At 69.0% G+C, this 12,881-nt stretch carries 17 protein-coding genes; 11 read left to right on the top strand and 6 right to left on the bottom strand.

Annotated elements, in window-relative coordinates:
- The first annotated feature begins 6 nt into the window (after window positions 1–6).
- Together DI276_RS04650 and DI276_RS50745 are read left to right on the top strand one after the other, a co-directional pair.
- Entirely contained in the window at window positions 7–849 is an 843-nt protein-coding gene (locus tag DI276_RS04650) for a DegV family protein (protein WP_112262013.1), read from the top strand.
- Between the two features lie 66 nt (window positions 850–915).
- Window positions 916–1,065: a hypothetical protein gene (locus DI276_RS50745; RefSeq protein ID WP_198680455.1), complete on the top strand. Its 150-nt coding sequence runs from the start codon at window positions 916–918 to the stop codon at window positions 1,063–1,065.
- On the opposite strand, the gene DI276_RS04655 is transcribed toward DI276_RS50745, so the two are convergent.
- From DI276_RS04655 to DI276_RS04670, 4 genes are all read right to left on the bottom strand, one after another.
- Window positions 1,062–1,868 (bottom strand): isocitrate lyase/PEP mutase family protein, encoded by an 807-nt coding sequence (locus DI276_RS04655; protein ID WP_112262014.1) that lies wholly within the window; start codon window positions 1,866–1,868, stop codon window positions 1,062–1,064. The genes DI276_RS50745 and DI276_RS04655 overlap by 4 nt on opposite strands.
- A 290-nt stretch (window positions 1,869–2,158) precedes the next feature.
- Window positions 2,159–2,851, bottom strand: coding sequence for a hypothetical protein (locus DI276_RS50750; RefSeq protein WP_198680456.1), 693 nt, complete (start codon window positions 2,849–2,851; stop codon window positions 2,159–2,161).
- Window positions 2,852–2,865: 14 nt separating this feature from the next.
- The gene (locus tag DI276_RS04665; RefSeq protein WP_157984515.1) at window positions 2,866–3,423 is read right to left on the bottom strand and encodes an OmpA family protein; all 558 of its coding nucleotides are present in this window, start codon (window positions 3,421–3,423) and stop codon (window positions 2,866–2,868) included.
- A complete protein-coding gene (locus DI276_RS04670; protein WP_157984516.1) occupies window positions 3,420–4,094 on the bottom strand; it encodes a hypothetical protein in 675 nt (224 codons plus the stop codon). The genes DI276_RS04665 and DI276_RS04670 overlap by 4 nt, the downstream gene beginning before the upstream one ends.
- Window positions 4,095–4,097: 3 nt before the next feature.
- Between DI276_RS04670 and DI276_RS49725 the strand changes: the two genes are divergently transcribed.
- Both DI276_RS49725 and DI276_RS04675 read left to right on the top strand, forming a co-directional pair.
- Window positions 4,098–4,349: a hypothetical protein gene (locus DI276_RS49725; RefSeq protein WP_157984517.1), complete on the top strand. Its 252-nt coding sequence runs from the start codon at window positions 4,098–4,100 to the stop codon at window positions 4,347–4,349.
- A 336-nt stretch (window positions 4,350–4,685) separates the two neighbouring features.
- Window positions 4,686–5,528, top strand: coding sequence for a DegV family protein (locus DI276_RS04675; protein ID WP_112262017.1), 843 nt, complete (start codon window positions 4,686–4,688; stop codon window positions 5,526–5,528).
- A 10-nt stretch (window positions 5,529–5,538) separates the two neighbouring features.
- Here DI276_RS04675 and DI276_RS04680 read toward each other — a convergent pair whose 3' ends face one another.
- Entirely contained in the window at window positions 5,539–6,171 is a 633-nt protein-coding gene (locus DI276_RS04680; RefSeq protein WP_112262018.1) for a TetR/AcrR family transcriptional regulator, read from the bottom strand.
- Window positions 6,172–6,286: 115 nt separating this feature from the next.
- Between DI276_RS04680 and DI276_RS04685 the strand changes: the two genes are divergently transcribed.
- From DI276_RS04685 to DI276_RS04705, 5 genes are read left to right on the top strand one after another with little or no spacing between them, the layout of a single operon-like run.
- A complete protein-coding gene (locus DI276_RS04685; RefSeq protein ID WP_232836448.1) occupies window positions 6,287–6,634 on the top strand; it encodes a hypothetical protein in 348 nt (115 codons plus the stop codon).
- A gap of 1 nt (window position 6,635) precedes the next feature.
- On the top strand, window positions 6,636–7,391 hold the full coding sequence (locus DI276_RS04690) for a class I SAM-dependent methyltransferase (protein WP_198680478.1): 756 nt from the start codon (window positions 6,636–6,638) through the stop codon (window positions 7,389–7,391).
- On the top strand, window positions 7,388–8,851 hold the full coding sequence (locus tag DI276_RS04695; protein WP_112262019.1) for a 1,4-alpha-glucan branching protein domain-containing protein: 1,464 nt from the start codon (window positions 7,388–7,390) through the stop codon (window positions 8,849–8,851). Before DI276_RS04690 ends, DI276_RS04695 begins: the two co-directional genes overlap by 4 nt.
- Before the next feature lie 4 nt (window positions 8,852–8,855).
- The gene (locus DI276_RS04700) at window positions 8,856–10,103 is read left to right on the top strand and encodes a glycosyltransferase family 4 protein (RefSeq protein ID WP_112262020.1); all 1,248 of its coding nucleotides are present in this window, start codon (window positions 8,856–8,858) and stop codon (window positions 10,101–10,103) included.
- A 48-nt stretch (window positions 10,104–10,151) separates the two neighbouring features.
- Window positions 10,152–10,907 carry an SGNH/GDSL hydrolase family protein gene (locus DI276_RS04705; protein WP_112262021.1) on the top strand — a complete coding sequence of 252 codons (756 nt, stop codon included), beginning with the start codon at window positions 10,152–10,154 and terminating at the stop codon, window positions 10,905–10,907.
- Here the strand turns inward: DI276_RS04705 and DI276_RS04710 are convergent.
- Complete coding sequence (locus tag DI276_RS04710; protein WP_112262022.1) at window positions 10,876–11,631, bottom strand: acyltransferase; 756 nt, start codon at window positions 11,629–11,631, stop codon at window positions 10,876–10,878. The two genes, DI276_RS04705 and DI276_RS04710, sit on opposite strands and share 32 nt — an antisense overlap.
- 75 nt (window positions 11,632–11,706) lie before the next feature.
- On the opposite strand from DI276_RS04710, the gene DI276_RS04715 reads away from it, so the two are divergent.
- Window positions 11,707–12,003 carry a hypothetical protein gene (locus DI276_RS04715; protein WP_112262023.1) on the top strand — a complete coding sequence of 99 codons (297 nt, stop codon included), beginning with the start codon at window positions 11,707–11,709 and terminating at the stop codon, window positions 12,001–12,003.
- The gene (locus DI276_RS04720; RefSeq protein WP_112262024.1) at window positions 11,988–12,824 is read left to right on the top strand and encodes a nucleoside hydrolase; all 837 of its coding nucleotides are present in this window, start codon (window positions 11,988–11,990) and stop codon (window positions 12,822–12,824) included. Before DI276_RS04715 ends, DI276_RS04720 begins: the two co-directional genes overlap by 16 nt.
- Window positions 12,825–12,881 lie beyond the last annotated feature (57 nt).

The following is a 12,881-nucleotide window of genomic DNA, read 5'->3' on the forward strand; positions in this document are numbered from 1 at the left end:
CGATCCGTGTACAGGCGAGTTGCAGTAGTAACCGACTCCACGGCCTGTCTCCCTGCGCAGCTGACCGATCAGCTCGGCATCGAGGTGGTCCAGATCCAGGTGCGGATCGGCGATCACACGGACGACGAGTCCCGCATCCCGGTCCCAGACCTGGTCTCGGCAATGCGGGAGAACGTGCCAGTGGCGACCATCCCACCGGACCCCGGCGCGTTCTTCTGGACGTACAACGAACTGGCCGCCCAGGGAGTTCGCTCGATCGTGTCCGTCCACGTGTCGGGCCGCCAGTCCGCGACCGTCGAGGCCGCCCGCACCGCCGCCGCCCAGGTGCGCGTGCCGGTACACGTCGTCGACACGCACACCTGCGGTATGAGCATCGGCTACGCCGTCCAGGCCGCCGCGAAGGTGGCCGAGGCGGGCGGCAGCGTCGAGAGAGTGCTCGCGACCGCCCAGCGCCGGTTCGAGGGATCGACCGAGCTGATCTACGTCGACACGCTCGAGTACCTGCGGCGCGGTGGCCGCATCGGTGCCGCAGCGGCGTTGGTCGGCGGCGTGCTGTCGATGAAGCCGCTGCTGACCATGGCCGACGGCCAGATCACCCCGCTGGACAAGGTGCTGGGCGCCGACCGCGCGCTCAACCGGATGCTGGACATCGCGATCAAGCGCGCGGGCACCGACACCGTCGACGTCGCCGTCGAGCACTTCGACGCCGAGGAGAAGGCCACCCGGCTGCTGCGCAAGCTCCGGCGCGGCGTGCCCAACGTCCGCCAGTTCATGTTGACGCAGGTCAGCTCGGCGATCGGCGCCCACGTGGGCCCAGGTGCGCTGGGCATCACCGTTTCGCCGGTCTGATCGTCGGGAACTCCGAGTCCGTTCCGTTCGTTATCCGGACGTAACGGACACCGGGAGGGAACGCCGATGGCCTCGTTCATGGACAAGATCACCAAGTTCCTGCGCAGCCCGCAGGGTCAGCGGCTTCAGGCCAAGGCACGGCAGGCGGCTCAGGACCCGCGCAAGCGCGCGCAGGCCGAACAGCTGCTGCGCAAGTTCCGCGGCAAGAAGCACTAACGCTTGAACAGCGCGTTGAGCTCGCCGTAAGGGAAGCCGCCCTCGACGCTGCCGTACGTGCCACGGGTCAGCAGCTCCTCCGCTGCGTTCCTGGTGACGGCATAAGCGGCCTCGGCCACCGCAGACCCGAGGCTGATCCGCCTGGCGCCCGCCTTCGCCAACTCGTCGACGGCGGGCGCGCCGGGCTCCACGAGGACGTTGAGCGGCGCGGCGATCCCCTTGGCCAGCTCCGCGACGATCTCGAGGTCGGTCGTACCGGGCACGAAGATCCCGCTGGCTCCGGCCTCGAGGAACTTCGCCGCCCGCTCCAACGTCCGGTCGAGCCGGTCTTCCGGATCCCCGATACCGCGCAGGTACGTGTCGATCCGCGCGTTGATGTACAGGTCCGGCGCCGCCTCACGAGCCGCCCTGAGCCGCTCCGCCTGCTCCGCGACGTCGCGCAGCACCCCGTCGAGACCGTCCTCGATGTTCACCCCGGACGCGCCCGCCTCGACGACCGCCTTGGCCGTCTCGGCCACGTCGTCAGCAGTGCGACCGAACCCGGACTCGATGTCCGCGCTCACCGGAACCTCGACCACCCGCGCGATCCGCGCGACGAGATCGATCACCCGGTCACGCTCGACCTTGTTGCCGTCGGGCGCGCCGAGCGTCCACGCCACACCCGCACTCGTGGTGGCGACGGCCTTGGCGCCCGCCGCCTCGACGATGAGGGCGGAGGCGACGTCCCAGGCGTTGGGGAGGGCGAGCGGGCCGGTCTGGTGCAGCGCGTGGAAGAGCCGGGTGCGGTCAGCGGCGGAAGTCATGATCAGAGAAATACCAGCAGACACCAATGGATGTCCGGCGAGTTTCGGACCTGAACCGAAGGCTTTCGGACACGGCGTTCAGTTGCTGCCGGCCTTGCGGCGCACCTCTTCGAACGTCCGCAAGGCCCCTCGCTCCACCCACGTCGTGTACTCCACCGCTGCGGGACAGCAGGCGACGGCAACGCGGCTTCCACGATCACTTCCGGCTTCGGTTCGTCACAGATGACGTGTCTGACGGTTCCAGCTCCGGCTCACGCCGCACCAGGGCCCGCGAGTCCCGAGGAACGCAATCAGTTGCTGCCGGCCTTGCGGCGCACCTCTTCGAACGTCCGCAGGTAGCGCTGCCGGAAGTCCTCCCGCTCCACCCACGTCGTGTGCTCCACCGGCTGCGGAACCGCGGGAGGCGGCAACGTCGCTTCCACGATCACCTCAGGCGTCGATTCCAGCTGCTCGGGTTCCGGCTCATCGACGGCCTCAGGAATGTCGGAGCTCGTCACTACGATCGGTTCGGGGGCTTCAACTTCCCCCGCGGGGGGCTCGAGGTCCCCATCCTGATCGTATCCACCGGCACCGACAGATTCGGCCTCAGCGACCGGCTCCGCTTCGACGACCGGCCTGGGTTCCGGCTCGACGACCGGCTCCGCTTCGACCACCGGCACGGCGACCGGCTCAACTTCGGCGATCGGCTCGGCGACCGGTTCGGGTTCGGCGACCGGTGCGGCGAACGCGGCCAGCGCCGGTTCCAGTTGCGGTAGGCCCACCACGGGATTGCGGTGGATCGGCCGCGAGTCGTAGTCGTCGTCGACCGGCTCGACGGCCGCGGGCTTCTCCACCCACATTCGCTTGACCGGTTCGTCGCCGGCTGAAGACGCCGAAGGTGCGGCTGCGTCTTCGCGCCGCCGCACCAGCACGTACATGAGCGCTGCCCCTAACGTGAAGGACAGCACGCACAACCCGAAGACGATCCCGACGGCCCCTGCCATGCGAAGGCTCCTACCTATGCGACTAGGACGTCGACCTGAGGTCCACCGGCCGAGGGCGGGCCCCAGACCGGCTCCACGATCACCCGCGTGATCACGACGTTCTCCACGCCCTGCTGGGCCAGGTAGTCACGCACCAGGCCGGCTCGCTCCATGGCCAGCACGTCGCAGCGGTGCGAGGCGGTTTCGCCGTTCCACGCGTACGCCACCAGCTTCACGGTGCCGCCGGTGACGTTGCGCAGGACGCTGGCCAGGCTGCGGCGCACGTCCTCGCCGCGGCCCACGAGAGATGCGGTGCCCGGTGCGAACGTGATGCCCTTGACCGCGTGTGAGGAGAACAGGTCGCGCACGTGCTGATGGGCGACCGCCGCCGGCACCAGCAGCGGTGCGGGCGGTTCCATCCGCAGCGGCGACACGAAGTCGTCCACCGGCACCGGGCCGGACAGGACCGTGGGCACGGCGGGCGACGACGACAGCACCGTCTCCAGTTCCTCGCCGTAGACCGAGAACCCGAACGCCGTCACCGATGCGGGCACCATCAGCGCGCCGACGACCAGCGGCATCCAGCGCTTCATGACGCGGCCACCTGTTCCGGGATGTGCAGCGGGGCGACGCGGTCGGCGGCCACCGACAGCGCCGCGCGGGCCGCGGACAGCTGCGAGTGGACGACCCGCTTGAGCTCGTGCAGCTCGTCGGTGCGTTCCGCTACCTCGGCCAGGCGGCGGTTCGCCTCGCGGCACGCCACCTTCACCACGAACTCGGCACGAGCGCGAGCCAGCGCCTCCTGCTCCTGCAGGTGTTGCGCGGCCTCGTTGCGGCGGCGGGTCATGGTCAGCTCGAAGAACTGCTGGGCCTTCTCGCGTTTGCGTTCCGAGTCGGCCTCCAGGGAGTTGCACTGGAGAGCGGTCTCGCGCAGCAGCCGGTCGGCGTCGGCCTGGGCCTGGGCCATCGCCTCGGTGCACTCGCGCTCCACCTCGTCGGCGCGCTGGCGGTGCTGGGCCTCGAGGTCGGAGCAGCGGCGCTCCATCTCCAGCTCACGGCGTTCCATCGCGGCGGCGCGGATGGCGCAGTCCTGGCGCACCGCGTAGAGCTCGGACTCGGCCTCGGAGCGCATCGCGGCTGCCTCGCGCTCGGCCTCCGCGCGCAACGCGGCGACCTCGACGTCGGTGCGGGCGCGGAGGTCCGCGCACTCGCGTTCGGCCTGCAGGTGCATCTCCGCGGCCTCGTCCTCCGCGAGGCGGAGCATGCGGTGCATCCGTTCGGTGGCGCCGGCGTGCGTGCCCGAGTTGGACTCGAGACGCCCGATCCGGGTGCGCGCCTCCTCGAGATCCCGGCGCGTCATTTCCAGCAACTGGCGCAAATCCGCGGCCTGCGCCAGAGCCTCGGCCCGATCGAGGCTCGTGAAGCGCAGCTGCTCCTCGAGATTCTCGATGTGCTCGATGACCTGACGTCGATGAAAACCTCGGTAGACAACGTCGAAAGCGGCGTGCAGCGGAACTAGTTCCTGCTCTTTTGCACCCATGGTCACCTACTCACTCACCCAGGCTGAAGATTGTGCGAGCTTACCCACCCCTGGTACCGCCAACCAGCATCGACGGTGGCCGGAAGGGACACCTGTAACACGTGGAATAACGCGAGCTTCCTGCGCAAATGAGACACTCGTAGATCAACTCCAAACAACGCGCAGTCACCCGATTGTGTCAAGTCGGACGCCTTTCCGAGGGGATCACTCCGCGCGTTCGCCGTGCACGGAACGCAACCATCCACGCGTAGATCACACGAATTGCCATCAATCGTTGGTGGCTACTGCGATCACCCTTCGTTAACCTTCTCGTTCGTGCCCTCACGAGTAGCCGTCGTCACCGACTCGACCGCGTCACTTCCGGCCCGTCTGGCGGAGCGGTTCAACATCATCACCGTCCCGATGCAGCTGAAGATCGGGTCGGAACTGATCGACGAGGCCTACGTGCCGACCGACCGGCTGCTGCAGGCGATGGACGCCCAGATCCCGATCACGACCCAGCCGCCGGCACCGGACGCGTTCTTCTGGGCCTACCAGGACGCGTGGGCCAAGGGCGCGGAGACGATCGTGTCGGTGCACGTGACGCACAAGCTCTCCCCCGCAACGGACGCGGCGAAGGCGGCCGCGGCCAAGTCGCGAGTGCCGGTGTTCATCGTCGACTCGCACTCGTCGGGCATGACCCTCGGGTTCGCCGCCCTCGCGGCCGCGCGGATCGTGCAGTCCGGCGGCAACGTCCAGCACGCGCGCAACATCGCGGAGGAGCGCGGCCGCAACGCCAAAGTGCTGATCTACGTCAACACGCTGCACTACCTGCGGCAGGCGGGCCGGGTCAGCGCCGCCGCGAAGCTCTTCGGCGACGCGCTCTCGGTCAAGCCGCTGCTCACCGTCGTGGACGGCGAGGTGGAGCCGTTCGACAAGGTGGTGGGGCGCGAGCGCGCGCTGAGCAAGCTCGTCGACAAGGCCGTGGCGCTTGCGTACGGGCGCAACGTGGACCTCGCGGTCGAGCACTTCGCGGCCGAGAAGGAGGGCCACGAGCTGCTCCAGATGCTGCAAAAGCGGATTCCGCACGCGCGCGACGTCGTCCTCACGCAGGTCAGCGCGGCGATCGGCGCGAACGTCGGCCCTGGCGCGCTGGCCGTCACGGTCTCGCCGTACTGAGCCGTACCGATCAGATTCGCGCGACTTCTTCCGCCAGGAGCAGACCGGCGTCGAACCCCATCGGCGCGAAGTGGCCTGCGAGCTCGAGCGAGAGCACGCCCTGCACCCGCGTCCAGAACGACAGGGCCCGGTGCACGGTCGGCGACGACGCGGGGAGCGTGCTCGCCCACCCGTGGTCCATGGTCAGCAAGACCTCGAACGGGGTCTGCGGCTGCTCCGCCGGGTCGGCGCACACCTCCAGCAGCACCACCATGATCTCGTTCGAGATCGCGGTGATCTCGTCCGGCGCGTGGTAGCCGGGCACCGGCGTGCCGTAGATCAGCAGGTACCGGTGCGGGTCGCTCAAGGCCCACTCCCTGATGACCGCGGCGAGCGCCACCACGGTGGTCCCGGCCTCGAAAGCGGCGCGGACGGTGTCGGCGAGGCTGCGGTAGGCGTCCCGGATGAGTTCGGTGATCAGCTCGTCGCGACCGGCGAAGTACCGGTAGAGAGCCGGCCCGCTCATGCCCATCTCTTTGGCGATGGCGTTGAGTGACAACGTTGTCACCCCTGCGCCGGCGATCTGCGCCCACGCGTGCCGCTTGACCTCCTCGCGCACCTGAGCCCGATAGCGCTCGCGCGGCTTCTGCACCGACTCCGTCATGGTTAGACCCTCTCACATTCGCTATTGACACTCACTGCTGCGCCAGCTTAGCTTCAGCCTGTCACCGCAGTTAGAGGTTATAACCACAGCGATCACCCGTAACGAAGGAGAGACCATGTCTGTCAACATCCGCACTTCCGCCACTCCGTCGACGTCGACGCTCGTCGCGGCCTGGGCAGCACCGGTCATGGTCATCGGCCAGTTCGGCCTGCTCTCCGGGATCCCGATCGCCGTCGTGGTCGTCGCGAGCCTGCGCGACCGGCGCTCGAAGGCCCTGCGGTGGTGGGCGGGAGCACTCGCGCTGGCGTACGCCACCACGCTCACGCTCTGGCTCACCGGTCCGAGCGAGGCACCGAGCCTGTCGAAGTACATGAGCCCCGCGACGACGGCGGTCCTCGCAGGTGTCGGTGTTGCCACAGCCATCGCGCACCAGGTAGTTCGCAGGCGGTCTACTGGCAAGTAACCTGACGGGCGTGACCCTCCCCCTGACCGGCGAACGCACGGTGCCCGGTATCGCGGAAGAGAACTACTGGTTCAGGCGCCACGAGGCCGCGTACCTGCACCTCATCGGCCATTGCGCGGATGCGGTCGTGCTGGAGGCCGGCTGCGGCGAGGGCTACGGCGCCCAGCTGATCCGCACGGTCGCGCGGCGGGTGATCGCGCTCGACTACGACGAACTGACGTCGCAGCACGTCGCGCGGTCGTACCCGCAGCTGAACGTGCTGCGCGGGAACCTCGCGACGCTGCCGTTGCGCGACGGCAGTGTCGACGTCGTGGCGAACCTGCAGGTCATCGAGCACCTGTGGGACCAGGAGGGCTTCCTCGCGGAGTGCCGCAGGGTGCTGCGGCCCGGCGGGAAGCTGATCGTGACCACGCCGAACAGGCTGACGTTCTCGCCCGGCCAGGACACCCCGCTGAACCCGTTCCACACCAGGGAGCTCGCACCGTCCGAACTGGACGAGATGCTCAAAGAGGCTGGTTTCCGCGTTGACGAACTGACGGGGCTGCGTCACGGAAAGAGGCTTGACTCTCTCCTGGATGGACAGATCATCAATGCACAGGTCGAAGTCGCCCTGTCCGGCGCGCCGTGGCCGGCCGAGCTCAAGGAGGCTGTCGAGTCGGTGACGGTGGAGGACTTCGACATCACCGCTGAGGACATGGACACGTGCCTCGATCTCGTGGCCGTTGCCACCAATGATCCGGCGACGGTGCCCGCGTGAGCCCAAAGCCAACTGAAGGAACGTTCTGCCTGGTCCTGCACAGCCATCTGCCCTGGCTCGCGCACCACGGCGCGTGGCCGGTCGGCGAGGAGTGGCTCTACCAGGCGTGGGCGCATTCGTACCTGCCCGTTGTCGACATGCTGCGGCGCTTCGCCGACGAGGGCCGGGAAGACGTCCTGACGCTCGGCGTCACGCCGATCCTGGCCGCGCAGCTGGACGACCCCTATTGCTTACGCGGCGCGCACGACTGGCTCGGCAACTGGCACCTGCGCTCGCACTACGCCGGGGAACGGCTGCGCGAGCTGTCCGCGTACGAGCACCGGGCGTCGTCGTGGGCGCTGGAGAAGTTCGAATCCCATTGGCGGCACGGGTTCTCGCCGATTCTGCGGTCCCTTGTGGACTCCTCGACGATCGAGCTGCTCGGCGGGCCGGCGACCCATCCCTTTCAGCCGTTGCTGGATCCTCGCGTGCGGGCGTTCGCACTGCGGACCGGTTTGGACGACACCAGGCTGCGGATCGGCAGGGCTCCGGAAGGGATCTGGGCGCCGGAGTGCGGTTACTCGCCCGGCATGGAGGCGGGGTACGCCAACGCGGGCGTGCGGCGGTTCATGGTCGACGGGCCCGCGCTGCACGGCGACACCTCGGCCGCGCACCCGGTCGGCTCGTCGGACGTGCTGGCGTTCGGGCGGGATCTCGAGGTCTCGTACCGCGTCTGGTCGCCGAAGGTCGGCTATCCGGGCGATGCCGCGTACCGGGACTTTCACACCTTCGACCACCCGACGGGCCTGAAGCCGTCGCGGGTCACCGGCAAGAACGTGGCGCCGGAGGACAAGCGGCCGTACGACCCGCTGCTTGCGCGGGAAGCGATCGGCCGGCACGTCGAGGACTTCGTCGACACCGTCGTCCGAAGGCTGCGGGCGATCGACGGCGGGCTGGTCGTGGCGGCGTACGACACCGAGCTCTACGGGCACTGGTGGCACGAGGGTCCGCTGTGGCTGGAGGCCGTGCTGCGGGCGTTGCCGGAAGCGGGTGTGCGGGTGACGACCTTGCGCGGCGCCGTGGAGGCCGGGCACGTCGGCGCACCCGTCGAGCTGCCCGCGTCGTCGTGGGGCAGCGGCAAGGACTGGCGGGTGTGGGACGGCGCGCAGGTGTCGGACATCGTGTCGTTGAACTCTGCTGTGCAGCAAGAACTGCTGGAGCTGGACTTCTCGTCGAACGTGCGGGATCCGGTGCTGGACCAGGCGGTGCGCGAGGCGTTGCTGGCGTTGTCGAGCGACTGGGCCTTCATGGTCACGAAGGACTCGGCCGCCGACTACGCCCGCTACCGCGCGAAGATTCACAGCGATCGTTTCAGCGAGCTCGCGGCGTTGACGCGAAGCGGTCGTGGACATGCGAGGGCGGCGGAGCTCCGCGCGGCAGACGGCCCGTTCGGGCACCTGGACGCGCGAGGAATGGGGTAACGGGATGCGCGTGCTGATGTTGTCGTGGGAGTACCCGCCGGTGGTCGTCGGCGGGCTGGGCAGGCACGTCCACGCGCTCGCGACACAGCTGGCCGCGCAGGGGCACGACGTCGTCGTGCTCTGCCGACAACCTTCCGGCACCGACGCGATCACGCACCCGACCGTCGACGTGGTGAGCGAGGGCGTGCGGCTGGTCCGCGTCGCCGAGGACCCCGCGCACTTCGTGTTCGAGAAGGACCTCGTGGCGTGGACGTTGGCGATGGGCCACGCGATGGTGCGCGCCGGCCTCGCTCTCGGTTCGTGGCGCCCGGACGTGGTGCATGCGCACGACTGGCTCGTTTCGCATCCGGCCATCGCGCTGGCCGAGGCCTTCGGCGTGCCGTTGGTGGCGACGATTCACGCGACCGAGGCCGGGCGGCACTCCGGCTGGCTGTCGCACCCGTTGAACCAGCAGGTGCACTCGGTGGAGTGGTGGCTGGCGAACCGGGCCGACTCGCTGATCACCTGTTCCTCGGCCATGCGACGCGAGGTGGCGCATCTGTTCGATGTGGACACAGACGTGGTTTCCGTGCTGCACAACGGCATCGAGCCGGGTGGCTGGAAGGTGCGGGCCAAGGACGTCGGCGACGCCCGGCGGGAGTACTCGCCGCACGGTGACCCGTTGCTGCTGTTCTTCGGGCGCATCGAGTGGGAGAAGGGCATCCAGGACCTGATCGCGGCGCTCCCCCGGATCCGGCGGCACCACCGGGGCACCCGAGTCGTCGTGGCCGGCGACGGTTCGCAGACCGAGTGGCTGCAGGAGCAGGCGCGCAAGCACCGCGTGCTGCGCGCGGTGGAGTTCGTCGGACATCTCTCCGACAGGTCTTTGGCGGCGTTGCTCACAGCGGCCAACGCCGTGGTGCTGCCGTCCCGCTACGAGCCGTTCGGCATCGTGGCGCTGGAGGCCGCGGCGGCCGGGACGCCTCTGGTCGCGTCCACCGCGGGCGGGCTCGGCGAGGTGGTTCTCGACGGGGTGACCGGACTGTCGTTCGCCCCCGGTGACGTGGACGGACTCACCCGCGCCGTGCGTACCGTGCTGTCCGATCCTTCTTCTGCGGCCGCTCGTGCGCGCGCTGCCAAGGCCCGGCTGGCCACGGACTTCAACTGGGCCACGATCGCTTCGGACACGGCCTCGGTCTACGCCTCTGCCGTCGTGCGCGAACCGCGTGTCCTGGGCCGCCCCAAGATCGCTACGGGCAACCTGTTCACTTGATCTTGGTACAGTCGCCGGTCCCGTTAACAAGAGGTGACCGAGGACTGAATGAAATACCAACGCTTCGTGGCGCTCGGGGACAGCTGCACCGAGGGCCTGGACGACCTGCTGCCCGACGGCCGCTACCGGGGCTGGGCGGACCGCGTCGCGTCCGTGCTGGACGGGCCGGGCTTCCGCTACGCCAACCTGGGCGTGCGCGGCCGCCGGCTCGACCAGATGCTGGTGGAGCAGGTCCCGTCCGCGGCGACGTTGGAGCCTGACCTGGTGGCGGTGTTCTGCGGCGGCAACGACGTGATGTCCGGGGCCACGTGCAGCCAGATCGCCCGTCGCGTCGATGCGGCCGTGCGCGCCGTGACGTCGTTCGCGCCAACCGTCGCCGTCTTCACGTTGAGCGATGTCTCGCAGCGCATGCCGTTCGGCTGGCGCATGCGCCCACGCATCGAGGCCCTGAACGACGCCGTCCGGGTCGCCGCCGTGCGTTATGGCGCGATCTTGGTCGACGTGGCGGACGACGAGTGCGTGCGCGACTCGCGCTACTTCGGCCCGGACCGCCTGCACCTGTCGTCGCTGGGGCACCGGCGGTTGGCCGGCCATCTGTTGTCGGCGCTGGACGTCCCGTTCGACGCCTCGTGGATGGCGCCGCTGGACGGTGTCGCCGCTCCCGCCTCGGTGTGGGACCACTGGCGGTGGCTGCGCGACCAGGTGCTGCCCGTCGCGTACTCGCGCTCACGCAACAAGCTGATCGGCCGCCAGCCGGGAGACGGCTTCCGGCCTAAGCGTCCGCAGCTTCTTCCGTTCGCTTAGCCAGCGCCTCCTTGGCCTTGCGGGCCATGTCCGCGATGTCGGCCCGCCGCTGCGCATCCGCCTCGTAGTCGGCGCGCCGATCCCGCACCACCCGTGCCGGCATCCCGACCGCGATCTTGAAGTCCGGCACGTCACCCCGCACGACCGCGTGGGCGCCGAGGACGCACCCGCGGCCGACGCGGGTTCCGCGCAGCACCGTCACCTTGGCGCCCAGCCAGCAGTCGGGCCCGATCCGAACCGGCGACTTCACGATGCCCTGGTCCTTGATCGGCAGCGTGATGTCCTCGGTCTTGTGGTCGAAGTCGCAGATGTAGACCCAGTCGGCGACCAGGCTGGACGCGCCGATCTCGATGTCGAGGTAGCAGTTGACCGTGTTGTCCTTGCCGAACACGACCTTGTCGCCGATGCGCAGCGACCCCTCGTGGCACCGGATGGCGTTGCCGTCGCCGATGTGCACCCAGCGGCCGATCTCCAGGCGCCCGTAGCCAGGCCGCGCCATGACGTCGACGCGCTTGCCGAAGAAGACCATGCCGCGCAGCACCACGTGGGGGTTGAGCAGGCGGAACTTGAGCAGCCGCCAGTACCGCACGAGGTACCAGGGGGTGTAGGCGCGGTGGCGCAGGACCCAGCGCAGCGAGGCGAGCGTGAGGAAGCGCGCCTGCTGCGGGTCCCGGCTCGACCTGGCCCAACGCGTCCACACCGGAGCGCCCCACATGGAAGTCATGGACGGCACTTTAACTTCGGGCGACGATCGGCCGACAAACGGTTGGGAAGTGACTTCGACGAACAGAGGTGCGGCATGTGGGCGGTCGTAGGGGTCTGGGAGCTCAGCCCGGAGATGCACGACGAGTGGCGGGCGCAAGTGCCGTTGATGGCGTCGAGCAAGGTCGAGCTGCCGGGGTTCGTGCACGGGACGTGGACGCAGGACGGCCACGCGATCCAGGTGTACGACAACGAGGAAGATGCGCGGCGGTACCACGCGAAGATGCGCGACGAGGGCTACCTCGAACGGCCGGGGCCTGCGGTGCGTCGTGTGGGACGTGGCCGAGGTGGGGGCCGAGTCTCAGGCACCCTAGAGGCATGGCGATCCCTCTGATCATCGACACCGACCCCGGCGTGGACGACGCGTTCGCGATCGCGCTCGCCGCCCGCAGCCCCGAGGTGGAGTTGAAAGGCCTCACCACGGTGTTCGGCAACGTCTCGCTCGACCTCACCACCCGCAACGCCCTTCGGCTGCTCGCCTACCTCGGACGGACGGACGTTCCCGTGGTCAGGGGCGCTGAAGGCCCCAGCGGGGCGGCGGACGTGCACGGCGAGGACGGGCTCGGCGGGCAGGCCCACACGTTGCCCGAGAGCGACAGGGAGATCTTCGGTGATGACGTCGTCGGCCTCTTCCGCGAGCGCGTGACACCGGAGACGGTGGTGGTCGCCATCGGACCGCAGACCAACATCGCCAGGGCCCTCGACGCGGGCGTGGAGTTTCCCAGGCTGATCGTCATGGGTGGCGGCATCGGTGTCGGCAACACGACCGAGCGTGCCGAGTTCAACTTCTGGGCAGATCCCGCCGCGGCGCGCACGGTGATCCGCAAGGGCAACCCGGTCGTCGTGCCGCTCAACCTCACCCACCGGTGCATCGCCGACACCGAGTTCCTGGCGAAGGTCGACCAGACGCTGAGCAACTTCACCGGCACCTACCGCGCGTACCTGGAGAACCGGTCCGAGAACACCGGCATCTACATCCACGACGCCGTGGCGGTGGCCGAGGCGATCGTGCCCGGCACGCTCAGGACGAAGACCTACCTGCTCGACGTCGACGACGACGGAGCTTTGGTCGAGGGAAATCACCAGGTTGAGGTCGCGGAAGACTGCGATTGGCCAGCTCTGCGGGCCTTCATGGAGCAGCGCTTGTCCGTTTGACGACAACTTCGTGTCGCTCTCTGGGGTTGCGCGGGCACGGTAAGTAGGGTCCGCGTC

The sequence above is a fragment of the Lentzea terrae genome (assembly GCF_003265345.1).
Taxonomy (GTDB): domain Bacteria; phylum Actinomycetota; class Actinomycetes; order Mycobacteriales; family Pseudonocardiaceae; genus Lentzea; species Lentzea terrae.